Source organism: Streptomyces sp. NBC_00038 (assembly GCF_026343635.1).
In the GTDB taxonomy this organism is placed as follows: domain Bacteria; phylum Actinomycetota; class Actinomycetes; order Streptomycetales; family Streptomycetaceae; genus Streptomyces.
In genome coordinates this window covers 378,174-400,066 of the sequence record NZ_JAPELQ010000002.1, presented here as the reverse complement: position 1 = coordinate 400,066, position 21,893 = coordinate 378,174, and the positions used below count along the sequence as shown (strand labels likewise).

The following is a 21,893-nucleotide window of genomic DNA, read 5'->3' as shown; positions in this document are numbered from 1 at the left end:
CCCGCACCGTGCTCACAGCGTTCCGTGGAAGGTGCGGCTGATCACGTCGAGCTGCTGCTCGCGCGTCAGGCGGACGAAGTTGACGGCGTAGCCGGAGCGGTCCGTCGGACCCGTCAGGAAGGCGGAATCGCCCTCGTACGGCATGTAGTTGGCCTGGATGAAGTCGCGTACGTCGATGCGCTCGCGCCACCGTGTCCCGGCGAAGCCATGCCGTGCCTGGGGCGCCCGGGTCCCAGCTGTCACTGTTGCAGTCATCGCCGGTTCTCTCCCTCGCTCCGCACTGGAATGCCTCGCTTCCGATGCTCGTGACGCGCGACGGGCGCAGGGAGGGCCGATCAGCGCACAGAGTCCTCGCCGTCCGTCCCGGTCCGTGGGGCCGTTCGGCCCATGCCGGAACGTGTGTCCGGTGAAGCCGACGAGCATCCCTTCACGAGGGGGATGGCGTGCCGCTCTCCTGCCCGGCGGGAACGACCAGCACCGGGCAGTGGGCCCGGTGCAGCAACGTACGAGCCACTGAACCGAGTTGCCGGCCGTACCCGCCCAGGCCGGCTCGGCAACCGATCACGACGAGGTCGGCCGTACGTGTGGCCTCCAGCAGCGTCTGCGTCGAAGAGGAGGCGGTGTCCTGGGCCTCCACGTGGACACGAGGGTGCTGCTCGCCCAGTTCCACCAGAACATCGCCGGCCGGGAAGTGCGACGCGGTCCCCTCGCGTCGGCGCTGCGGCACCGACGCCGGAACGGGGTGCCGATGCGCCGAGGACCGAAGGATTCGCAGTCCGGCGCTGCGGCGTTCCGCTTCCTGCATGGCGTACGCGGCCGTGTCCACGTCGTCCTCGGCGTCGAGGACGAGCAGTACCTCGTTGTGCAGGTGCGGCGGAGAGTCGCCTCGTACGACCAGCAGCGGGCCATGAGCGTGCGCGGCCAGGCGCCGGCTCACCGAGCCGAACAGCGCGCCCGCGAACCCGCCGAGGCTCCGGCAGCCGACGACGGTCAGCGCGGCCTCACGTCCGCGTTCCGCCAGTACGGCCGCCGAGTGTCCCTCGACAGGGACCGTGAGGACCGGCAGACCCGGGTGGCGGTAGCCCACTCGCGAGGCGGCGGAGGCCAGCACCGGGCCGGCCTCGTCGAGGTCGGGCACGGCGTACACGATGTCCAGAGTGGTCGCGTGCAGGGCCGCCTCGTCGGCGGCCAGGTCCAGTGCTCGTACGGCGATGACGGAGCCGTCCACACCGACGATGACGTGACGCGTGGTCATGACTTTCCCTCCCTGGGGCCGTTGGGTGCCCGGAGCACCGTCGCGATGTTGGTTCAGTCGTGCGGGACGACGGCCACTGGGCAGCCGACGTGGTGCAGCACCGCGTGGGTGACGGCGCCGATGTGTGTGCCGATGTGGCCCTCCCGTGTCCGGCGCCCCACGACGACGAGGGAGGCTCCGGCCGACGCGCGTACCAGCGCGGTGGCGGCCCGCCCTTGGGAGAGGGTCTCGACCACGGAGACTCCCGGGAACTTCTCGCCCCACGGGCGCAGCGTCGCGACCACGATGCGTTCCCGTGCGGCGAGCAGCTCCGGCCCGGACACCGGGGCCCACGGTCCGTCGGCCGGCTCGACCCGCGGCGTACCGAAGACGTGGATCACGTGCAGCGTGGCGCCGCGGCGCCGAGCGGACTCGAAGGCGAACTCGATCAGCTCGTCACAGGGGCGCTGGGTGTCCAGGCCGAGGACGACATCGCGATACGGGGTCTCGGGTATCTCCTCGGGCGAGATGCCGTCCAGGGCGGTGAGATGTTCGTCGGCGGAGTTCTCGCCCGCGCGTACGAGCACCACGGGTCGGGAGGACCTGGCGACGACCCGCTGGGACACCGAGCCGACCATGAATCCCGCGACGCCGCTGAGACCGCGGGACCCGAGCACCAGCAGCTCCGCCTCCTCGGCCGCCGCAAGGAGAGCGGCTGCTGCGGAGTCGGGCACCAGCCGCTCGACGACCCGTAGTCCGGGGTGCGCTGCACGGATGCTGCTCGCGGCCCGGTCCAGAATCTCTTCGGCCCAGTCGCGCTCGCTCCGGTCCGCGGGGACGGAGGGGGCGGGACGCGGGTGCCACTTCCAGGCGTGCACGAGGCTCAGCGAGACGCCGCGACGCACGGCCTCACGGGCTGCCCAGTGAGCAGCGGCGAGACTCTCGGCGGATCCGTCGATTCCCGTGGTGATGTGCTGAAGCATGGTGGGCACCTCCTGTGTCCGGTCCTGCCCGATCTCGTACCGAGCCTCATGCACGAACGCGCCGGTGCGCAGGGGCCGTACAGCCCCTGCAGGGGACCCTTCGGCCCAAGACCCGTTCGTCACCCGCGCGGTCCGACGATCGGATCGAGGCAGGGGGCGGCACAGGGTGCCGAAGGCCTCTCGTGTGGAGCCGGGTGGCCTGCTCGTGGGGCCGGGTGGCCCATGGTTCGCACCGCGGCACTGGCACACGCTGGAAGCGGCAGGTGAGTACGCCCGTCTTGGAGGCCCGTCATGAACGCTCCGCCCACTTCCAGCATGCTGCGGGCACTGCCCGCCGAGCACCGGGAACGGCTCATGCGCATCGCCCGCGAAGTGTCGTTCCCACAGGGAGTCCGCCTCTTCGAGGAGGGCCGCCGCGCCGACCGGTTCTGGATCATCCGCACCGGCACGATCAACCTCGACATGCACGTGCCCGGCCGCCGGGCGGCCGTCATCGAGACCCTCGGACACAACGAACTCGTCGGATGGTCCTGGCTGTTCGCGCCGCACGCCTGGCATCTGGGCGCCGAGACCACGACGCCTGTACGGGCGTACGAGTTCGACGCCGTGGCCGTGCGGGCGATGTGCCAGGACGACCCCGTCCTGGGCCGCATGGTCGCCCAATGGGTGGGTGACATCCTCGCCCATCGCCTGCGCTCGGCCCGTACCCGGCTGCTGGACCTGTACGCGCCGTACGGCAGCGGCAGCCGCCTGTGAGCGCACCCCGAATCCGACGCGACCAAGGACCCGGCTGCACGTCTGCCTTTGCCCGTGTGGGCGCTTCCGTTTCCGTCGGTCCAGCGCACTCAGCGGGCCGGCGAGGGTGCATTGTGGGTACGAGTGGGGCCGGTCGGCCCTAGTGCATCCGGTCCCGGCGAGTGATGATCGTCCACACGGGCAGCGCGCAGTCCGTCAGCCACTGGGGAACAAGGGGTCGTCATGGCCGAGGCACGCACCTTCACGGAGCAGGACCCGATCCGCGTCTTCCTGTTGGACGACCACGAGGTCGTACGACGCGGCCTGTCCGACCTGCTGGACGCCGAACCGGACATCTCGGTGGTCGGCGACGCCGAGAACGTCGAGCATGCACTCCTGCGCGGCCCGGCCCTTCGTCCGGACGTCGCCGTCCTCGACGTACGGCTGCCCGACGGCGACGGGATCACCGTCTGCCGCGAGCTGCGCAGTCAGATGCCGGAGCTGGCCGTGCTGATGCTGACGTCGTTCGACGACGAGGACGCGCTGCTTGACGCGATCATGGCCGGGGCCTCGGGCTACGTGCTCAAGCAGATCAGGGGCTCCGACCTGGTCTCGGCGGTACGCACCGTCGCCTCGGGCCAGTCCATGCTCGACCCCGCGACGACCGCCCGGCTGATGCGCTCCCTGCGCGCGGACCCCGCCGACACACCGGCCGTCGCCCCCGAACTGGCCAGCCTCTCGCCGCGCGAGCGGGACATCCTCGCGCTCATCGGGGACGGGCTCACCAACCGCGAGATCGGCAAGAAGCTCTACCTCTCGGAGAAGACCGTCAAGAACCACATCTCCCGCCTGCTGGCCAAACTGGGCGTCCAACGCCGGGTCCAGGCGGCGGTCCTCGCCTCCCACCTCGAACATCCCGGGTCCGGTGAACGGCCTGCGAGGTGACGCACATCCGGGCCGTCCGGTAACGCAGGGGGCGTGCGAGACCTCTGGTCACCTTCAGCCCGCTCGTGAGCCCGTCGGCACGTGCCACACCAGCTGGGTACCGCCGCCCTCCGGCCGTTCGCCGAGCGTGAGCGTGCCGCCAAGAGCGCGAGCCCGTTCCTCGATGTTCTTCAGCCCGCTGCGTGTCACCCCGTCGGGTACTCCGTAGCCATCGTCCGTCACAGTAAGCACCAACTCGCCCCTGGCGCACCGCAGATGGACGTCGACGGAGCGCGCCCCCGAGTGTCGGGCCGCGTTGCTGAGCGCCTCGCCGAGCACGGCGAGGGCATGATCCGCGACGCCGGCGGGGACATCGGTGTCGACAAGGCCCTCGATCCGCAACGCGGGAGCGAAGCCGAACGACGTGGCGGCAGCCTTGACGGCGTCGGACACTCGGCCGCGCAGACCGCTGTCCTCCTTGGTCGAGCCGCCGTGCGCACGCAGCCCGAAGATGGTGGACCGAATGATCTTGATGGTGTCGTCGAGGTCGTCGACGGTCCGCGACAGCCGTTCCACGGCCTCGGGGTGGTCCACGAAGCGCTGGGTGCTCTGCAGGGTCATGCCGGCCGCGAAGAGCCGCTGGATCGCCAGGTCGTGCAGATCGCGCGCGATCCGGTCGCGGTCCTGGAGCAGGGCGATCTGTTCCGCGTCCCGGCGGCGTTCAGCCAGCTCCAGCGCGAGCGCCGCCTGGCCGGCGAAGCCGAGCAGCGGCCCGGTGTCTTCGTCCGAGAACGGCGTACGGTTCGCCAGACGCCCCAGCAGCAATACCCCGCGGGCCTTTCCTCCGGCGCCGAGTGGCACCGCGACCACTGGGCCGAGCCCGGCCCAGTGAGACTCTCTCTCACCGGTGCGGACGTCGTGCTCGATGTCGGCGCTGACCACCGGCTCCGCCGCGGTGAGCGCGGCCCCGACAAAACCGTCCTCGGCGGAAAGGACCAGCCCGCTGCGCCGCTCCGCGTCCGCCCCGACCGCGAGCACCGGTCGCAGCTCCTCCGCACCGGACACGTATTCCGCGATCATCCCGACGTCGGCCGAGGCGATCTCCCGGGCCTGCTCGACGATCAGCTCAAGTACCTCGGCACTGGGAGCACCCGACAGCAGAGAGCTCGTGACCTCACCACTGGCCCGCATCCAGCGCTCACGCAGCCGGGTCTCCTCGTACAGCCGCGCGTTCTCGATGGCCACCCCGGCCGCCACAGCGAGCGTGGAGAGCACCGACTCGTCCTCGGCGTCGAACTCCTCAGCACCGCGCTTCTCGGTGAGGTAGATGTTCCCGAACACCCTGTCCCGCACCCGGATGGGCACACCCAGGAACGAGTGCATCGGCGGGTGGTGGGCCGGGAAGCCGTACGAGGACGGGTGCTGGGAGATTTCCGGGAGCCGCAGCGGCTGGGGGTGCCGGATCAATTCGCCGAGGATGCCGTGGCCGCTGGGCAGGTCACCGATTTCTGCGCGCTGTTCGTCGCCCATGCCCACCGTCAGGAACTCCGACAGCCGACGGTCGTCGCCGATCACGCCCAGCGCCCCGTACTCGGCGTCCACCAGCACCACGGCGGCCTCGACGATGCGCCGCAGCACCTGCGGCAGATCTAGCTCCCGCCCGACCGACAGCACCGCCTCCAGCAGGCTGTGCACCCGGTCCTGCGTACCCCGCGCTGCGTCGATCCGCGCCTGCAACTCATCCAGCAGCTCATCCATCCGCAGCTTGGGCAGATGCTGCTGGGAGCCCCCGCGACCTTCCCCGCTCATCGCTTCCTCCGACCGACTCGCGCAGACAAGGGGTACCTCAACCGATGGACCGCGTCTTCACCGTACTGGCTGCGGAGCCATGCCAAGGGCCTATGCGCAGACAGGCCCCGCGTGCACCGCGCGCCAGCCACCATCACGTACCTCCGATACCAGTGGGCGCCGGTGCGCCTGCGAGGTCCGAGCATGCCTGTGCCGGGCCCAGCGGCAGAAGAGGGCTTCGCTCAGTACGCGGACGCTGACCTGCTGCTGAGCCCACCCGCACTCGGTATCCGGCTTGCGCGCCCGCGCCGCAGCCTGCCAGGGACGGGAACTCCCGTCCTGCTCCTGCCGTTCTCCCCCTTGAGACGGCCACTCCCCACGCAGAGTGGCGCGACACGACCCCGGCTACCGATCCCGAGTGCCATGCCCCGTTCCGGAGCTCTTCCCGCCGCGCTCACCAGCGGCGGCATCATCCTCGTACTCCTGGGCTGCTCCATCGACGGCGCGGCCGAGGAGTCCTCCGCAGCGACCCGTACGGCGTCGCCGGCCAAGACCCCCTCGGACACCTCCCCGGCAACGTCGACTGGCGAGCCGACGCCCGCCACCACCTCCGCGAAGCCGGCCCCTGGCGCGACCAACAGCCAGGCCCGGACCGCCTCGCTCGCCATACCCGCGATCGCCCTCAAGGACCTGCGCGTCGTCTCCTACGAGGGGACGACCGACGACTGGCCAGGCACGCGGATCCAGAACCGCGGTGTCGCCGCCAGCCCCTACGGCGACCGCGGCGGTGTCGGCCCCGGCGAGGTCGGCAACTACCTCGTCACGGCCCACCGCCTCTCCGCCGGAGGCCCGCTGCGCGAGCTCCCGGCCCTGGACGAGGGCGACTCGGTCTTCGTCACGTCGGGCGGCACGGTCTACGAGTACGAGATCACCGAGAGCAGAACCACCTCGTTCCGCTCCGACCGCTCGCTCGCCGAACAGCGGGCGGCGGTCCCGGGCTTCCCCGGCGAACTCCCCACTCAAGCCATGATCACCATCTCCACCTGCGCGACACTCGAGGACAACGCGGCCGGAAACTACTGGCGCGACGACAGAGGAAACCCCGAGCACCGCATCGACAAGATCGGCGTCCTTTCTTCAACCTCAACTTCGACGACGAAGCCGCCGCTTTAGGGCCGGGGCCGGTGTCCGAAACCGGCCTACTCGCCCCGGTGCCGCCAGTACCACACGGCGCCGATCACAGCAGCGAGGAGAAAGGCGACCGGCAGGATCAGGCCGGGGATTCGGGCGGCCGTCACCGGACGCCCCCGACGGGAGACGAGACGCGTGAAGGCGTGGTCTCGGCCATGGTGGTCTTTCTCTCTGCGCTGTGCCGGTGTGGGGCGGACGGGCTGGATGTTGTGGTCAATGGCGGGCGGACACCATCGACTCGGGTACGCGGCCCACTGCGCGGTATCAAGCCAGATAGTGGACTCATACCCGGGCTTCTGGCCACCCCTCGCGCAAATCGGAGTTCTGTGCTGGTATCCCCGCGCGGTCTCTCCGACGAACCACGGTGCCTCGGCGGGCGATTTGCGGACTCGTATCCCGTCAGCGCCTGCGGGTCCGGGCGGCCCAGCCGCTGCCGATACCCGCCACATGCAGTGCCAGCACGGTGAGGCCGAGGAGCATGACATTCACCGACGTGAACGTGTCGTTCGTACCGATCTCGGCAGCGTTGATCAAGAACGCGATGAAGAACAGCACTGCCGCCGCTATACCAAGCATGGAGACGCTCCCTTTTTCGTTGTGGTGCGCTACGAGTGCCCCCTAATCCCGTTGTCAGGCCCTCGACACTGTGACCCGGCCGGTGCCGACCAGGCGCGAACACGGCGGTTTCGAGTCGTCGTCCTCGATTCGGCAGCGACCGTGATTCCCGCCGATCTACGATCGCGCGCATGCTGCTGAACCGGTTGATGCGGATGATTCTGGTCGTCGCCGTGGCCCTCGCCGCCGTCCTTACCGGGGTGGTTGAGGGAGGAGCGACGATGGCGCGGGCCGAGGGGAGTGCGCCGTTGTCCGATCGGCAGTTGCTGTTCTACAACCACGCGTACGGAGTCCTCGACCGGGAGACCGCCGATGCCATCGAGCACTCCGACTATCTGCGGGAGTTCGCCAACTTCCAGGTCCGCACGACGACCGGTGCCGGTGGACAGACCTGGACCGGTCGCTACCTGATGGGCCGCGAGACGTACGTCGAACTGTTCGGGGTCGGTGATCTGCCAGGCCAGGACGGCACCTTCGGCTCCACCGGGATGGGGATCTCGGCCGAGCGTGCCGGCGACCTCGTGACGGTGACGGAGCGGCTGCGGGACCAGGGGATCGCCGACCCGATCGAGTTCCGTCAGACGCGTGACTTCGGCGACGGCGTCCCGGTCCCTTGGTTCGACGCCATCCTCACCACCGACCAGTACGACGGCTTCGGGGCCTGGGCGATGGAGTACCTGCCGGAGTACTTTGCCGACCCGCGCAGCAACACCGAGCCGGCCAACTACCCGGGCGACGTCGGCCGGGAGCGTTACCTGTCCGACGACTACAGCGACCATCTGATGCGTGACGTGACCTCCGTCCGCCTCGCGGTCACCGAGCGGGACCTTGCCAACACTGTGCCCTTGCTTCGGGCCGGCGGGTTCGTCGTCAGGCCCGCGGCGGGCGGTGGCATCGTCGCGCAGGGCGGTGGCACCACGATCCGATTCGACGCCGTTCCGCGCGACCAGGCCGGCCTGCGGCAGATCGGACTGTCGCTCAACCGGCCCGTGGAGTACCGGCACGAGGAACGGATCGGCCGGTCGACGCTCACCGTCGGCCCTGGTACCCGAGCCGTCTGGAATTTCGACGCCACGGAGTAAACGGAGTCAGGGGTCGTGCCGGCCGGTGCCGTCGGGGCCTACAGCAGCGTCGGCGCGTGGAATTCGCCGAGACCGGAGGCCAGATCCCGGTCCAGCCAGTAGCGGCGCGGTTCGGCGAGCATGACGTCGACGCTGACGGCGACGAGGCCGGGGATCCTGGCCAGTTCGTTGTCGATGAAGAGCGCGAGGGCGGAGCGGTCGGCGACCAGGCCGGTGGCGAGGACGGACATGTCGCTGGCCACGTGGGCGGCGAGCCGGGTCTGTGGAAGCTGGTCGATACGGCGCATGACGTCGGGGGTTTCACCTGGAGCCACGCGCAGGCGGAGGATGAAGGCGGTCCGGAAGCCGAGCCATTCGGACACGATCTCCAGGCGCGGTTTGACCCATCCCTCGTCGAGGACCCGGCGGACGACGCGGTGCGCGGTGGAGGTGGCCAGGCCGGCGGCTCGGGCGATGCTCGCCGCTGATGCGCGGCTGTCCTGGATCAGCTGGGCGACGACGGTGCGTTCGGCCTCGCTGAGTGGTTTTGCGGGGGGTGTCGCGGTGGCGGTGCCCTCGGGGCGGTCGCCGGTGAGCTTCAGCAGGCCGGTGCGTTCGGTGTCGGTGAGGAACTGGGGGTCCCAGTTGATGCCCCGGCGCAGGGTGCTGAGGGCGGGCAGCGCGTTGACGCGGCGGACGCCTGGGACGGAGAACATCCGGTCGATCGCCTCGCTGGTGGCGGCCTCGGACGGGGCGTGCACGACGGCGTAGAGCGGGTAGTCGCCGGAGATCTGTGCCAGGAGTTGGAGGTGGGGCAGGTCGCGGAGGCGGTGGAGGACGGCGAGCGGGGTCTCGCCGGTGATGTCCAGGAAGACGTGGATCGGCATGGCCGTGGAGTGCATGCCCCAGTCGGCCTGCCCGATCACGCGGACCATCCGCGCCTCGTGCAACCGGTCGTAGCGGCGTTTGAGCGTGCTGGCGTCGGCGGCGAGGATCTCGCCGATGTCGTCCCAGGTGGCCCGGGGTGCCAGGTGCAGCGCGCCGATGAGGCGCCGGTCGAGCTCGTCGAGGAGAGGACGGGTCATGGTGCCCCACCTTAGACTGCCGATTAATCCCAATGTTACATCCAGGGGATAGAGAATCTCTCATCAGGATGCCATTGTTCGCAGGAACGTCCCCCCAATGCACGAAGAGGTACCGATGAGTGTCACCTCCGCTCAGCCTCAGCCGACCGAGCCTCAGCCGACCGAGCCTCAGCCGGCCGAGCCACAGTCGAGGGCCCTGCGCACCGCGTTCCGGAGCCTGGCGGCGATCGAGAAGGTCGGCAACAAACTCCCCAACCCCTTCTGGCTGTTCTGGATCCTCGCGGGGATCGTCGCCGTCCTCAGCGCCGTGCTCGCGGCGGTCGGCGTCAGCGCCGTGCACCCCGGCACGCACGAGACCATCGAGGTGCAGAACCTGCTCAGCAAGGACGGCCTCACCATGGCCGTCGAGGGGGCAGTCGACAACTACGCGACGTTCCCGCCGCTGGCCACCATCCTCACCGTGATGTTCGGTATCGCCGTCGCCGAGAGGAGCGGACTGTTCTCCGCACTGCTGCGCCGCATGGTCGCGCGGGTGCCGGGCAGGTACCTCACCTTCGCCCTGTCGATGACGGCCATGGTCAGCCATGTCGCCGGCGACGCCGCCTACGTCACCCTCATCCCGCTCGGCGCACTGGTCTTCCGCGCGGCGGGCCGCAGCCCGGTGCTCGGCTGCGTCGTCGCCTACGTCTCGATCGCCGCCGGCTATGACGCCTCCCCGTCGCTCACCACCACCGACGTCCTGCTGTCCGGGATCTCGACCGCCGCCGCCCACACCATCGACGAGAACTACGTCGTCACGCCGGTGGCCAACTACTTCTTCGGGCTCGGCTCGTCGGTCCTGGTGGCTCTGGTGATCACCCTCGTCGTCGACAAGGTCCTCGCCCGCCGCTCGGACCTGGAGCCCGACGAGCCGGTCGCCGCGCCGAACGCCGCGGAGCTGGCGGAGATCGAGGTCACCGAGCAGCAGCGGGGTGCGCTGCGCGCCACCGGGCTGGTCGCCATCGGCTTCCTCACGTTCCTGGTGGTGACCATGGTCCCCTCGTCGTCACCGCTGCGTGGCGAGGGCGGCGGTATCGTCAACTCCCCGTTGATCGGTGGGATGGCGCTCGTCCTGGGCGTGTTCTTCGCCGTGCTCGGCACCGTCTACGGGCGGATGACCGGCACCTTCTCCGCCGCCCGCGACAGCATCGCCGCGATGGTGGACGGCACCCGTTCGATGGCGCCGATCCTCGTCCTGTTCTTCGCGATCGCCCAGTTCCTCGCCTACTTCAAGTGGACGAACATCGGCGACATCCTCGCCGTCAAGGGCGCCGAGACGCTGCGCGACCTGGACATGAACGGCTGGACCGTGCTCGTCGGCATCGCCGTACTGATCACGTTCATGAACCTCGTCATCACCAGCGGCTCCGCGCTGTGGGCGCTGGCCGCGCCGGTGCTCGTACCCATGCTGATGCTCATCGGCATCGAGCCCGAGACCACCCAGGCCGTCTACCGCGTCGCCGACTCGGTCACCAACTGTGTCACCCCGATGAGCCCGTACTTCGTGATGGCCCTGGGCTTCATCCAGCAGTACCGCAAGTCCGCGGGCATCGGCACCCTGGCCTCCTTCACGATCCCGATCGCCGCCGTCCTCTGGGTCGTCTGGGTCGCGTTCTTCGTGACCTGGTACCTGCTGGGCATCCCGTTCGGCATCGGCTGAGCCCGCCCCTCCGCCAAGAAGCGCCACCCCGGCTTCGTACGAGAAAGCAGACCATGACCGCATCGCCCGCCGCCGCCCTCACCGCCCGCGCCCAGGACGTCGCCTCGGAGATCGTCACCGACATCCTGACCCTCGTCCACCACGAGACCAGCAGCTACGATCTGCCCGGCCTCGCCGCGGGCCTGGACCTCCTGCGCGAGCTGACCGTCCACCGCCTCGGCCGACCCGACCACGAGGAGCGCCACCCCGGCGGCGAGTGCGGCGACACGCTCACCCTCACCTACACCGGCACGGGCGCCGGGCACGTCGCGCTCGTCGGTCACTACGACACGGTATGGCCGACCGGGACCCTGGCCGGATGGGAGCAGCCGGAGGCGTCCGACGACGGTCGGGACAAGCTCGGCGGGCCGGGGATCTTCGACATGAAGACCGGCCTTGCGCAAGGCATTTGGGCCCTGAAGCTGGCCCGGGAGAGCGGCGCACCCGTGCCCACCGTCACCTTCCTCTTCAACGGCGACGAGGAGATCGGCTCCCTGTCGTCGCGGCGGGTGATCGAGGAGGTCGCGCAGAAGGTCGACGTCACCCTGGTGTTGGAGCCGACCGCTCACGGCGCCGTCAAGACCGCCCGAAAGGGGTCCGGGATCTTCCGGGTCACGGCCACCGGCATCGAGGCGCATGCCGGGCTCGCGCCTCAGGACGGGGCGAGCGCCATCACTGCTCTCTCGGAGTTCGTGGTCGCCGCCGTGGCGGTCGCCGCCCCCGACAGGGGCACCACGATCAACCCCGGGCTCATCAAGGGCGGTTCCGCCATCAACGTCGTCGCCGGGCAGGCCACCGCAGGCGTCGACATCCGGGTCAGCAGCGAGGCCGAACAGGTCCGTGTCGACGCCGAGTTGGACGCCATCGAGGTAGGCGACCCCCGCGTCCGCATCGAGATCGACCACGCCTGGAACCGGCCGCCGATGACCCTCAACGCCGCATCCGCCCCTGTCCTGGGCCTCGCTCGCGAGGTCGCCTGTGAGCAGGGCCGCGACGAGTTGCCCGATGCCGCCGTCGGCGGTGCCAGCGATGCCAACTTCGTCTCCGCCCTCGGCCTGCCCGTGCTGTGCGGCATGGGCGCCGTGGGCGACGGCGCCCATGCCCAGGGCGAGTTCATCTACCCGGACACCGTGCCCGCTCAGACCGCGCTGGTCGCGGGGCTGCTGGGACGACTGGCGGAACCTCTGCGGGGCTGAGCCTGGCGTCCTGAACACGCATGGCCGCGCCGTCGGCGAATTCCAGGGCGAGGGGTCAGTCGCCGGCGAGGTCGGGCCCCGCACGTGGCCGACCGCCTACTTCGGCTGTGTCGCGATCTGGATCAGGTTGCCGCAGGTGTCGTCGAAGACGGCGGTGGTGACGGGGCCCATCTCCAGCGGCTCCTGGGTGAAGCGGACGCCGAGGGCGCGCAGGCGCTCGTACTCCGCCTGTACGTCGTCGACGGCGAACTGGGCGAGGGGGATGCCGTCCTGGACGAGCGCGTCGCGGTAGGGCTTGACGACCGGGTGGCCGGCGGGCTCCAGGAGGAGCTCGGTGCCGCCGGGCTCCTCGGGCGAGACGACGGTCAGCCACCGGTCCTTCTCGCCCACCGGGACGTCGTACTTCTTCACGAAGCCGAGGATCTCGGTGTAGAAGTGCAGAGCCTTTGCCTGGTCGTCGACGAAGACGCTGGTCAGATGGATCTTCATGGGGTGCTCTCCGTTGGTCCGGATGGGTCGGGCGCGAACCATCGCTCGGTTATCTGCCGCAGCGGGGCCGTGTTCAGGTCGTGGAACTTGTAGCGGCCCTCCCGCCTGGTCTCGACGAGCCCGGCGGCCTCCAGCACGGCGAGGTGCTGGGAGACCCCCTGGCGTGAGATGCCGAGCTGATGCTTCATGCTCAGTCGCCCGCAGATCTCGAACAGTGTCTGTCCGGACTTCTCCGTGAGCTCGTCGAGGATGGTGCGGCGGGTGGGGTCGGCCAAGGCTTTGAAAAGGTCGTCGGCCACGACCACAGGATAGGCAAGTGCTGGCTTGCCTATCAAGTCGGGGTGCGGCGCGTCCTCGGTCGGCCTGCCGTCCGGGGGCTCGTGGGCAGCGAGGACGTGGCGCAGGGGAGTGGACCGGCGTAACTCATGATCTTTTCCGGCGTTGGTCCGCTCGGGCCTCACGTATCGCCGACGCCGATCCGTCCGGCCCCCGGAACATGTGCCGACAGGACCCATGCTCCGTCACGGGCCGGACAGAATGCTGAGGTCGCTCGCCATGCACTACATCACCAAGAAGATCGCCTCGGGAATCGGCGTGGCAGCCGCGACGCTCGGCTGCGTCATCGCCGCAGGACCGCCCGCGGCGGCTGCCGGCAAGTGGTGCAACAACTCGGTCTGCATCGAGACCTACGACACCGGCACCTACCTGGGCAGGGTCGAGGTGTCGGTCACCAACACCAACCAGCCGCACCGCATCAGCGCCCGGGTGTGGACCACCAACGGCTGGAGCGCGAACACCAAGGTCGAGGACGTCGCCGCGTTCAGGACGTACCGGGATCAGGCCTACCCGCAACGGCACTTCCCTGCGGGCACCCGGCTCTGCGCGGAAGGCTTCCGGGGAGGCGCCAGCGTCGGCCTCCCGTGCGTCACCATCACCGACTGACCCGCGGCCGCTGGGCGCGATGACGTGGCAGACCCGTCGCGGTCCCGCCCCGTACGCCGAGGCTAGTACGCGCGGTTACTCCCGCTGTCAGACGTACTCGCCGCCTCCGCCCGGCACCGTGTATCAGGTGAAACTCAGCCGTCCCGCACGCCGGGCTTCCCTGGTCGTCCACGTAGCCGCCTCCGCGAGCTGGCTCGGGCTCACGCTCGGGCTGCTCGCACTCGGGATCACCGCGGCCACCACCGGGTCCGCGGTGACCGTGGAGGCATCCGTCCGAGCCATGAAGCTCTTCGCCGACTGGCTCCTGCTCCCCGTCGCGATTCTTACGCTCCTCAGCGGGCTGCTTCTGTCCCTGGGCACACCGTGGGGACTGGCCAGGCACCGATGGGTCTATACGAAGTTCTGGCTGACCCTGGCAACCACCACCGCCACCGTCTTCGCGCTGCGACCGGGGGTGAACTCCGCAGTCACCGCCGTCGCCGCCGCGGGCAACCCGCTGCCCGACGCCGGAGACATCCTGTTCGGGCCGATCGTGTCGATGTCCGCGTACGTCTTCATGACGGTGATCTCGGTCGTCAAGCCCTGGGGACTGACCCGGCGAGGCCGGAATCTGCGCGCGGCGGCCCGAAAGCCGGTGGACACCGGGCGCGCCCGCCAGGCCGCCTGACCTCGCTGGGAGGCACCTACAACGGCATGCTCTGCCGGTGCGTCGCGGCGGAGCTCTTCACGGTGGCCGCGAGCTTCTTCACCCGCGGGTCGGACCCGTTCTTCCGCAGCTCGTTCGACAACTGCTCCGCGTGGGTGAAGTGTTCGCGCAGTGCGGACCGCAGCAGTCGGTCGAATTGCGCACCCGTCGCGTTGCTGAGCGCCTTCAGTTCCTCGGCGTTGACCATGCCCGGCATGTCATGGCCCTCGTGCGGGTTGTCGTCCGGGACGCCGGTTGCGGTGAGGAGCTCGCGCAGGGCTGTCAGGTGGGTCCGGTTGTCGCGGGCGACACCGGCAGCCCAGCCCTGGAGCGCGGGTTCGCCGCCCCCGCGCGGCGCGAGTTCAAGGACGTACTGGGTCTGGTCGTCCATGGCGATCAGCAGCTGGATCCAGGCGATGTCCGTGGTGCTGAACGTGCCCGTGTCTCCAACTGCCGCTCCCGAAGCGTCCATTGGGGAGCTGTTGGTGATGGTTGGTTCGGCGGATGTGCCGGCCCGTTGCTGGGGGCCGGCACACCCGGACACGATCAACAGAGCGCACAGCAGTGTCGTGACGAGCTGTGCCCTGCCCCCACGGCCCGGCTGTGCTGAGGGTTCTGCCATGCCCGTCTCCCGTCTCGGGGCCGTGACGCGTGGAGTGTCCCGCGTGTGCGGAGCAGGTGGGTCGCGCCGATCAGGAGGGATTGCCGTCAGCACCGCACTTGACGATGGCGTTGATGCAGTTCGTGGTCCTGCGCGCCATCTCGGCAGTGGGCCAGGCATTGAAGAAGTCCGCATGCATGGTGTAGCCGGCTCCGGATGCCAGACGGAGTCCCGCGGTGCTGCCCGTGACGGGGTAGCGCAGTACCTGGCGCAGCTTCGGCACGGGTACGGGGTGGCTGGCGGGGCACTCGGCGTTCACCGGGTAGGCCATGTGGCTCTTGTGGTCGGCGGAGTCCAGGTCCCTGCCGTTCCAGCACTGCGGGAAGTCGAGATACGACTCCAGCATCGAGTCTGCCGGGCAGGTCACGAAGTCCTTGGAAGGGTTGACCTCGCCGTGGTGCAGGCACGACCAGCGGGCGATGGACGTGGGGTCCGTCGTTCCCGTCGCCTTCGCGTTGCCGGCGACGATCCGCAGACCCTGGGGGAGGGGCTGGGTGCGCTGGATGATGTCGTCGCGCACGCCTTCACCGAGGTAGTAGAAGGTGGTTCCGGTGGGCTCGACCGCCTGGTCGTTGCGGTACAGAGTCGGCACCCAGTAGGCCGAGGTGTCCACGGTCGGGCTGCAGGTGCTGGCCGAACCCAGCAGATTCGTCACCGTGGTGTGGGCGTTGGTCACCTTGCTGCCGAAGAAGCTGTGCATGTGGGAGGCGCCGGGCAGCCCGGGGGCGACGATCGGATCGTCCGGGAGGCGGTGGCTGTAGGGGCATTCGGCCAGGAACTCGGCCACACGGACGACTTCGGCTCCTGTGGGGGTCGAGCGGTCCGTGCCGGTCGGCGTTGAAGCGGCGTACAGCGCGGTGATGATCAGAGTGAACGCCGCCAACACGGCCGACCAGGCAGGGCGTATGCGCCTTCGGTCTGCGGTGGTGCGGGGGAAATTTGCTAACACGGCACTCCTCCTTGGGGAGTGGTGGGGGTGAGCGGAACCGGTACCGGTAGCGGTTCCGGTACCGGTTCCGGGATCCTGCCTCGGGAGTGAAGCCACATGTCATGGCGATGTCAATGGTTCTCGTCGGCATTAGTACGCCCGCGCGCCTGGTTGGCTTCAAGACTTCAAGACCAATGGAGGGGGAAAGGGCTTTCGGCCTCGACTGCGGGGGGCCTGCCCCGGCGTCGTCGCGAGACGGTGGGGAAGGGCCTGCGCAGGGATTACGCGTCCTGCGCGCTCGGCTTGCACCGTCGTGACGCCGAGGGCCGCGGCGCTCGGTACGGGATGGAAGGGCCTGCCGCAGCTGTCGCGAACTGCGCCACGGCTTCAGGAGGTTGAAGCATCTTTACGCGACGCTGAGACAGGCCGGCGCGGCTGGATACGCCAAGGGACGGCGGTGAGCGCGAGCGGCGGAGCTCGATTCACATCGAGCTCCGCCGTCCGCTGCCCGAACCGCCGTCCCGGCGGAACCCGACGAGCAGGGTCCGCTAGTGGCCGCGAACCGGGATCACATTGTCCGCGTTGACCTTGGCCGCGTCCGTGCGCACGGTCACCGACGAGGCGTCCATGGACTCCGTGTCGGCCCGTGCGTTGAGCCCGCCGGCGTACCTGTTGCCCTCGATGAGCACGTCGTCCGAGCCCCGGAAGACGTACAGCCGGGAGGAGTACGGCGTCGTGGCGCCCACTGCGCGCCGGATCACGTTGTCGGTGAACGACAGCCCGCCGACGCTCTTGGCATCGACCACCGTGACATCGCCGACCTCGAACGTGTTCTTCTCGATCCGGATGCCGCGGTGCACCGGATCCGCGGCGTTCAGTACCTGGTTGGTCGGCTCCACGAAGATGACCGGACCGGTCGAACTCACAAAGGTGTTCCGGCGGATGAGGACATCGGAGACCGCTCCCGACTCGTACCACTGGTAGGCGTCGGCGGAGATGTAGATGGCCGCCATCGTCGTCCGCTCGAAGCGGTTGTTCTCGATCACGACGGGCTTGCGGGTGGTCACGAGGATCCCGCGCGTCGGCACGTTGCGGAAGACGTTGCCGGCGATTCGTACGCTCGGCGTGTACGTCGTGTTCTCCACGACAGTGCCGCCGATCTTGACCCCGTCGGGCACCGGCCGGTCCAGGGTGATCGTCATGTCCGTCAGCGAGGTGTCGTGGTCCTGCCCGCTCGGCCCGTCGACGGCGGTCACCTTCGCCGTACCGCCGGGAACCGGGCGCATCGTCGCACTGTCGACCAGCTCGACCGTGTCACCGACGTAGAACTGCGGGAACCCGGCAGTCTGCGGATGCTTGTAACTCACCGTCAGGCTGTTCGCCGAGGGCTGCGCCGCGACCTGCAGATAGGTGCCGTGGATATTGATCGGGTCGTCGTGCGGACCGTCGAAGACGCAATTGGTGATCGACACCTTGCCCTTGATCCCGGACATCTGGATGAAGTCGGCGAACCCGGCGGTGGCACGCCCGGAGTCCGGATCCGGCGAGAAGTCGACCCGGTCGATGGTGATGTTCTCGCTGAACTGCCCGACCAGGCCGAAGGTCTGCAGCTCGCGGGCGACCAGATTGCGGACCGTGACGTCGGAGGACTCCCAGATGAATGCTCCGGGCTGCTCCCGCTCGATCTGCCGCATCTGGTACACCAGCCCCTGGTCCGAGGGCCCCGCGGAGGTCGTGTAGTCGATCCGTATGCGCTGCCCGCCGAGGTCGGACATCGATGTCACGTTGCTGAACAAGGGGTTGTCACCGCGCCAGGACCGCTGCGCGACCGGGTCCGTGATCTGGGTGTACTCAAGCCCGTTCACTCCGGACCAGTACGGCTGCCCGGTCACCGGGCTGGTCTCGCCGAGCCAGGTCACCTTGTTGTCCGCCACGGTGTACGGGCTGTCGGCCGGCACGCTCAGGATCCGGTAGGCGTGCCCGTTCTCGACCCCGGCCGCGCTGACCGTGGCGTCGATGACCTTCGGCGCGACATAGTCGAAGGTGAAGCCGGTGAAGGTGACATTGTGCGAGCGGATGCTGGCGAACGCCGTCTGCAGACCGTGGAACAGCAGCGTCGACCCGCGACCGTCCACCACCACATCGCGCATGTCCTCGATGAGCAGCCCGATCGACTTGTCGCGGTACCGCTGATCCGCGCCGACCGTGTTCGACACGTACAGCTCGCGCACCTCGGCGCTCTCCGGGTACAGCTGGTAGGTGCCCCGCGGGAACACGACCCTGACCGGCCCCTTCACCGTCTTGGCGTGCCGGAGCGCCGCCTTCACCGCGGGCGCCGAGTCGGCGTTCCCGCCGGGATCGGCGCCGAAGTCCGTGACGTCCACGACCGTGGATCTCGCCGCGCCCACCGCTTGCGCGGTTGCGGCCGGCGCTCCGAGCAGGCCGAGGCAGGCGGTGAGAACGGCGAGGACCAGTAGTCCGACAAGGGGGCGGGATCTGCTGGGAGTCCAGTGTCGCTGCACGGTGTTCAAGGTTGCGGCTCCTTGTACTGGCATGGACACGCTGGGGGGCGTGTTGGCGTTATCCTGCCGCAGGAACCCACGAAACAGAACAGCATCCCCCAGTTTCAAAAGTTTTACGGACTCCAGGCCGCGCCCGTACCCCCGGCGCCCAACAGATCCGAACTCGCCAGGACCGAGGGTGAGACGGTGGTCTGCCACCGCCTCACCCTCGGAACCCGGAGGTGAGTGCGCAGTTGGGAAGTGCGCGGCTCAGCGCTGGGTGAGCCCCGTGTCCACGGCGCGGATCAACTCGCCGTCAGGGGTGTCTCCGTCGAGCGACCAGAACATCGCCCCGCCGAGCCGGTGGTGGCGGATGTAGGCCGTCTTGGTCTTGAGGACCTGCGGATCGTCGTAGGTCCACAGGGTCGTGCCGTCGAAGAGCCAGGCATGGCCGTTCCTGCGGTCCCGGTGCACGGTGTAAGTCCCCGAGTCCGCAAGCTTCTTGAGCGCCTCGTAGTCCTCGTACCCCGCCTGCCAGGTCGCCGGCGCGGGAGCTGCCGCGGGCTGGTTCAGGCCGTCGCCGCCCCCGGTCACGCCGGTCCAGCCCTGCCCGTAGAAGGGCATGCCCACGACCAACTTGCGGGCCGGTGCGCCCCGTTCGAGCCACGCGTCGACGGTCTGGTCGACGCTGAAGTCGTCCCTGGCGTACAGCGCGGACTGCTGGTTCGTGGTCGCCTCGCCGGAGACGTGGAAGTCGTAGCCCTGAAGGTTGACGAAATCCAGGTCCCGCATGATGCGGGGTACGTCGAACCCTGCGTCGATCTTCGCTGGGGCGGTCGGTACGAACGCCGACAGCTCGTAGTGCTTGCCCTTCTTCTGGGTGGTGGCGTACGCGTCGAGCTGCCGCCGGAACTCGCGTACGAGTGCGGTGAAGTTCTGCTTGTCCTCGGGGCGGTAGACGGTGTCGGTGTCCCCGGCGGACCCCGGCCACTCCCAGTCCAGATCCACACCGTCGAACAGCCCGGCCGCAGCGCCCTGGCCGCCGCGCGCTCCGTCGACAGGCAGGTTGCCCTTGATGTACAGGTCGAGGCACGAGGCCACGAAAGCCTTGCGGGAGGCGGCCGTTCGCACCGCGTCGGAGAAGTGGGTGGACCAGCTCCAGCCACCGAGGGAGATCATCACCTTCAGGCCGGGATTCTCCGCCTTCAGCTCCCGAAGCTGGTTGAAGTTGCCCGCCAGTGGCTGCGTGTCGGTGTCGGCGACACCGTCCACCGAGTTCTCCGCGTCCAGCGGGCGCGCGTAGTCCGCCCAGGCGTCGGCCTCCCTGGGGATGTTCCCCGTGAAGCACTTGCCGTCCGAACTGACGTTGCCGAACGCGTAGTTGATGTGGGTGAGGCGAGATGCCGCTCCGCTCGTCTCGAGGTCGGCGACCTGGAAGTCGCGGCCGTAGACACCCCATTGGGTGAAGTAGCCGACGCTCTTGTACGCGGGGGAGTGGGAAGTCCGGGGGCCATCGGCCGACGCGGGCGCCGTGGCGAGGAGTGTGACCGGAAGGGACGCGGCGCAGGCGACAAGTGCCAGCCTGCTGAGGAGTCTTCGACGCATGCCCGGAAGCTATTGGTCTGTACCATCTGGGGTCAAGGGTGCGAGGGGGGTCGGTCTGTCGGTGTTGCGCCCGCCCGTCCGCAGCCTCACCCATAGGTGAGGGGTCAGAGCCTGCCAATGCGGCTTGGTGACCCACGTCAAGGCGCGCTCACGGACCTTTGCCCTGATGCCGGTGTGATGGACATCATTGCGTCCACAGGCCGGGTGCGCAGATCCGTCGGCACCGTTGCACGGCCGGGCAGCGGAAGCCGGCGCTCCGCCTTCCGCGGGATGCCGGATCGCGCGAGACTGCACCATGGCATTGCTGGGACGGCCGTCGCCACCGCCGTCGCAGGGACCGGTCGCTACTCTCAGCGGGCACGGCGGAGCGGTGAACGCGGTGGCGTTCAGCCCTGACGGACGGCTGCTGGCGTCCGGAAGCAGCGACAGGACCGTGGTCCTCTGGGATGTCACGGATGCATCCCACCCGGCCCGGGCCGTCGGCCTCACCAGCCATCACAGAGCGGTGAACGCGGTGGCGTTCAGCCCTGACGGACGGCTACTGGCGTCCGGGAGCACCGACTGGAGCGTGATCCTCTGGGACGTCACGGACCTGGCGAACCCGACCCGGTCGGCGGTCCTTGTCCATGAACGCCCCGGCTGGTTGTTTCGCGACGGCTGGCGGCAAGGTGGTGTCCACGCGGTGAGTTTCAGCCCGGACGGACGGTTCATCGCCTGCGCCAGCGACCGCACCGTGATCGTCTGGGATGTCTCCGACCCGGCACGGCCGAGCCGGTGCGCCCGTGTCACCCACCATCGGCATGTCTGGCGGTCAGGTCCCGTCATATCGGTGATGTTCAGTCCCGACGGACGCTTGCTGGCCTCGGGTTCCGACGGCGACAAGGACACCGGGGTCCTGTGGGATGTCAACGAGCCGGCGCATCCGGTCCGCACCGCCGTCGTCCGACCGCAGGCCCGCGATTGGCCCAAGGCGTTGTCCTCGGGCGGGGCCCCTGCCGTCCATTCGGTGGGATTCAGCCATGACGGGCGGCTACTGGCTACCGGTAGCGGGGATATGGGCGTTGTCTCCGGCACCTACGGGTCGTGGCGGCAAGGAGCCGTCACGGTGTGGGATGTCACCGACCCGGCACATCCCGTGAGGACGGGCACAGGCATCCTCCCCCTGGCCGGTCTTGGGGACACGGGGCAGATATATGCGGTGGCGTTCAGTCCGAACGGCCGGTTCCTGGCCTCCGGGTGCGAGAACGCGGCCGTGACCCTGTGGGATGTCACCGACCCCACGCACCTGACCCCGGCCGCCCATCTCGCCGGCCACCGCAAGGCCGTACGGGGTCTGGCGTTCAGCCCGGACGGACGGATTCTCGCCGGCTGCGGCGTCGACACAACGGTGAGGCTGTGGGAAACGAACTGACAGTGCGCGCCGTCGCCCGTGCTTCGAGGGCCAGGGCAGGACTTGTGGCCCGGCCGCCACTCTGTCAAGGGTTCATGACCCGGTGACGGGTGTTTGGACGTATCCGTGACGGTTACCGTCG

The 21,893-nt window shown here is 69.2% G+C and carries 21 protein-coding genes; 9 read left to right on the top strand and 12 right to left on the bottom strand.

The window, feature by feature from the left end; genetic code table 11:
- Nucleotides 1–12: 12 nt before the first annotated feature.
- From OG219_RS44925 to OG219_RS44915, 3 genes are all read right to left on the bottom strand, one after another.
- Nucleotides 13–255: a hypothetical protein gene (locus tag OG219_RS44925; protein ID WP_266838004.1), complete on the bottom strand. Its 243-nt coding sequence runs from the start codon at nt 253–255 to the stop codon at nt 13–15.
- A 172-nt stretch (nt 256–427) separates the two neighbouring features.
- Nucleotides 428–1,255, bottom strand: a complete 828-nt coding sequence (locus tag OG219_RS44920) for a universal stress protein (protein WP_266837036.1) — start codon at nt 1,253–1,255, stop codon at nt 428–430.
- 53 nt (nt 1,256–1,308) lie between these two features.
- Nucleotides 1,309–2,217: a universal stress protein gene (locus OG219_RS44915; RefSeq protein WP_266837034.1), complete on the bottom strand. Its 909-nt coding sequence runs from the start codon at nt 2,215–2,217 to the stop codon at nt 1,309–1,311.
- Between the two features lie 291 nt (nt 2,218–2,508).
- Between OG219_RS44915 and OG219_RS44910 the strand changes: the two genes are divergently transcribed.
- Nucleotides 2,509–2,973, top strand: a complete 465-nt coding sequence (locus tag OG219_RS44910; RefSeq protein ID WP_266837032.1) for a Crp/Fnr family transcriptional regulator — start codon at nt 2,509–2,511, stop codon at nt 2,971–2,973.
- A gap of 222 nt (nt 2,974–3,195) precedes the next feature.
- Nucleotides 3,196–3,897, top strand: a complete 702-nt coding sequence (locus OG219_RS44905) for a response regulator transcription factor (RefSeq protein ID WP_266837030.1) — start codon at nt 3,196–3,198, stop codon at nt 3,895–3,897.
- A 54-nt stretch (nt 3,898–3,951) separates the two neighbouring features.
- Here OG219_RS44905 and OG219_RS44900 read toward each other — a convergent pair whose 3' ends face one another.
- A complete protein-coding gene (locus OG219_RS44900) occupies nt 3,952–5,685 on the bottom strand; it encodes a GAF domain-containing protein (RefSeq protein ID WP_266837028.1) in 1,734 nt (577 codons plus the stop codon).
- A 402-nt stretch (nt 5,686–6,087) separates the two neighbouring features.
- On the opposite strand from OG219_RS44900, the gene OG219_RS44895 reads away from it, so the two are divergent.
- Nucleotides 6,088–6,837, top strand: a complete 750-nt coding sequence (locus tag OG219_RS44895) for a class E sortase (RefSeq protein ID WP_266837026.1) — start codon at nt 6,088–6,090, stop codon at nt 6,835–6,837.
- A 417-nt stretch (nt 6,838–7,254) separates the two neighbouring features.
- On the opposite strand, the gene OG219_RS44890 is transcribed toward OG219_RS44895, so the two are convergent.
- On the bottom strand, nt 7,255–7,431 hold the full coding sequence (locus OG219_RS44890) for a hypothetical protein (RefSeq protein WP_266837024.1): 177 nt from the start codon (nt 7,429–7,431) through the stop codon (nt 7,255–7,257).
- 194 nt (nt 7,432–7,625) lie between these two features.
- Here OG219_RS44890 and OG219_RS44885 point away from each other — a divergent pair, with 194 nt between their 5' ends.
- On the top strand, nt 7,626–8,552 hold the full coding sequence (locus tag OG219_RS44885) for a DUF5829 family protein (protein WP_266837956.1): 927 nt from the start codon (nt 7,626–7,628) through the stop codon (nt 8,550–8,552).
- Nucleotides 8,553–8,590: 38 nt separating this feature from the next.
- Here the strand turns inward: OG219_RS44885 and OG219_RS44880 are convergent, their stop codons facing one another.
- Nucleotides 8,591–9,616 (bottom strand): Lrp/AsnC family transcriptional regulator, encoded by a 1,026-nt coding sequence (locus tag OG219_RS44880; RefSeq protein ID WP_266837022.1) that lies wholly within the window; start codon nt 9,614–9,616, stop codon nt 8,591–8,593.
- A 115-nt stretch (nt 9,617–9,731) separates the two neighbouring features.
- Here OG219_RS44880 and OG219_RS44875 point away from each other — a divergent pair, with 115 nt between their 5' ends.
- The gene (locus OG219_RS44875; RefSeq protein ID WP_266837020.1) at nt 9,732–11,315 is read left to right on the top strand and encodes an AbgT family transporter; all 1,584 of its coding nucleotides are present in this window, start codon (nt 9,732–9,734) and stop codon (nt 11,313–11,315) included.
- A gap of 53 nt (nt 11,316–11,368) precedes the next feature.
- Nucleotides 11,369–12,550 carry a M20 family metallopeptidase gene (locus OG219_RS44870; protein ID WP_266837018.1) on the top strand — a complete coding sequence of 394 codons (1,182 nt, stop codon included), beginning with the start codon at nt 11,369–11,371 and terminating at the stop codon, nt 12,548–12,550.
- A 96-nt stretch (nt 12,551–12,646) separates the two neighbouring features.
- Here the strand turns inward: OG219_RS44870 and OG219_RS44865 are convergent, their stop codons facing one another.
- Nucleotides 12,647–13,039, bottom strand: coding sequence for a VOC family protein (locus tag OG219_RS44865; RefSeq protein WP_266837016.1), 393 nt, complete (start codon nt 13,037–13,039; stop codon nt 12,647–12,649).
- Nucleotides 13,036–13,338: a helix-turn-helix transcriptional regulator gene (locus OG219_RS44860; protein ID WP_266837014.1), complete on the bottom strand. Its 303-nt coding sequence runs from the start codon at nt 13,336–13,338 to the stop codon at nt 13,036–13,038. The genes OG219_RS44865 and OG219_RS44860 overlap by 4 nt, the downstream gene beginning before the upstream one ends.
- A gap of 256 nt (nt 13,339–13,594) precedes the next feature.
- Between OG219_RS44860 and OG219_RS44855 the strand changes: the two genes are divergently transcribed.
- Together OG219_RS44855 and OG219_RS44850 are read left to right on the top strand one after the other, a co-directional pair.
- Nucleotides 13,595–13,981, top strand: coding sequence for a hypothetical protein (locus OG219_RS44855; protein ID WP_266837012.1), 387 nt, complete (start codon nt 13,595–13,597; stop codon nt 13,979–13,981).
- A 127-nt stretch (nt 13,982–14,108) separates the two neighbouring features.
- Nucleotides 14,109–14,648, top strand: a complete 540-nt coding sequence (locus OG219_RS44850) for a DUF2269 domain-containing protein (protein ID WP_266837010.1) — start codon at nt 14,109–14,111, stop codon at nt 14,646–14,648.
- 16 nt (nt 14,649–14,664) lie between these two features.
- Here the strand turns inward: OG219_RS44850 and OG219_RS44845 are convergent, their stop codons facing one another.
- The 4 genes from OG219_RS44845 to OG219_RS44830 form a co-directional block, all read right to left on the bottom strand.
- Nucleotides 14,665–15,288: a DUF305 domain-containing protein gene (locus OG219_RS44845; protein ID WP_266837008.1), complete on the bottom strand. Its 624-nt coding sequence runs from the start codon at nt 15,286–15,288 to the stop codon at nt 14,665–14,667.
- Nucleotides 15,289–15,358: 70 nt separating this feature from the next.
- Nucleotides 15,359–16,180, bottom strand: a complete 822-nt coding sequence (locus OG219_RS44840; RefSeq protein ID WP_266837954.1) for a DUF1996 domain-containing protein — start codon at nt 16,178–16,180, stop codon at nt 15,359–15,361.
- Between the two features lie 623 nt (nt 16,181–16,803).
- On the bottom strand, nt 16,804–18,777 hold the full coding sequence (locus OG219_RS44835) for a glycosyl hydrolase family 28-related protein (RefSeq protein WP_266837952.1): 1,974 nt from the start codon (nt 18,775–18,777) through the stop codon (nt 16,804–16,806).
- A 249-nt stretch (nt 18,778–19,026) separates the two neighbouring features.
- Nucleotides 19,027–20,361, bottom strand: a complete 1,335-nt coding sequence (locus OG219_RS44830; protein WP_266837006.1) for a glycoside hydrolase family 18 protein — start codon at nt 20,359–20,361, stop codon at nt 19,027–19,029.
- Nucleotides 20,362–20,656: 295 nt separating this feature from the next.
- Here OG219_RS44830 and OG219_RS44825 point away from each other — a divergent pair, with 295 nt between their 5' ends.
- Entirely contained in the window at nt 20,657–21,772 is a 1,116-nt protein-coding gene (locus OG219_RS44825; protein WP_266837004.1) for a WD40 repeat domain-containing protein, read from the top strand.
- The last annotated feature ends 121 nt before the right edge of the window (nt 21,773–21,893 follow it).

What these genes read in the sequence shown, in the direction of transcription:
- OG219_RS44925 (WP_266838004.1), bottom strand. Translation starts at nt 255, where the DNA reads ATGACTGCAACAGTGACAGCTGGGACCCGGGCGCCCCAGGCACGGCAT.
- OG219_RS44920 (WP_266837036.1), bottom strand. Translation starts at nt 1,255, where the DNA reads ATGACCACGCGTCACGTCATCGTCGGTGTGGACGGCTCCGTCATCGCC.
- OG219_RS44915 (WP_266837034.1), bottom strand. Translation starts at nt 2,217, where the DNA reads ATGCTTCAGCACATCACCACGGGAATCGACGGATCCGCCGAGAGTCTC.
- OG219_RS44910 (WP_266837032.1), top strand. Translation starts at nt 2,509, where the DNA reads ATGAACGCTCCGCCCACTTCCAGCATGCTGCGGGCACTGCCCGCCGAG.
- OG219_RS44905 (WP_266837030.1), top strand. Translation starts at nt 3,196, where the DNA reads ATGGCCGAGGCACGCACCTTCACGGAGCAGGACCCGATCCGCGTCTTC.
- OG219_RS44900 (WP_266837028.1), bottom strand. Translation starts at nt 5,685, where the DNA reads ATGAGCGGGGAAGGTCGCGGGGGCTCCCAGCAGCATCTGCCCAAGCTG.
- OG219_RS44895 (WP_266837026.1), top strand. Translation starts at nt 6,088, where the DNA reads ATGCCCCGTTCCGGAGCTCTTCCCGCCGCGCTCACCAGCGGCGGCATC.
- OG219_RS44890 (WP_266837024.1), bottom strand. Translation starts at nt 7,431, where the DNA reads ATGCTTGGTATAGCGGCGGCAGTGCTGTTCTTCATCGCGTTCTTGATC.
- OG219_RS44885 (WP_266837956.1), top strand. Translation starts at nt 7,626, where the DNA reads ATGATTCTGGTCGTCGCCGTGGCCCTCGCCGCCGTCCTTACCGGGGTG.
- OG219_RS44880 (WP_266837022.1), bottom strand. Translation starts at nt 9,616, where the DNA reads ATGACCCGTCCTCTCCTCGACGAGCTCGACCGGCGCCTCATCGGCGCG.
- OG219_RS44875 (WP_266837020.1), top strand. Translation starts at nt 9,732, where the DNA reads ATGAGTGTCACCTCCGCTCAGCCTCAGCCGACCGAGCCTCAGCCGACC.
- OG219_RS44870 (WP_266837018.1), top strand. Translation starts at nt 11,369, where the DNA reads ATGACCGCATCGCCCGCCGCCGCCCTCACCGCCCGCGCCCAGGACGTC.
- OG219_RS44865 (WP_266837016.1), bottom strand. Translation starts at nt 13,039, where the DNA reads ATGAAGATCCATCTGACCAGCGTCTTCGTCGACGACCAGGCAAAGGCT.
- OG219_RS44855 (WP_266837012.1), top strand. Translation starts at nt 13,595, where the DNA reads ATGCACTACATCACCAAGAAGATCGCCTCGGGAATCGGCGTGGCAGCC.
- OG219_RS44845 (WP_266837008.1), bottom strand. Translation starts at nt 15,288, where the DNA reads ATGGCAGAACCCTCAGCACAGCCGGGCCGTGGGGGCAGGGCACAGCTC.
- OG219_RS44830 (WP_266837006.1), bottom strand. Translation starts at nt 20,361, where the DNA reads ATGCGTCGAAGACTCCTCAGCAGGCTGGCACTTGTCGCCTGCGCCGCG.
- OG219_RS44825 (WP_266837004.1), top strand. Translation starts at nt 20,657, where the DNA reads ATGGCATTGCTGGGACGGCCGTCGCCACCGCCGTCGCAGGGACCGGTC.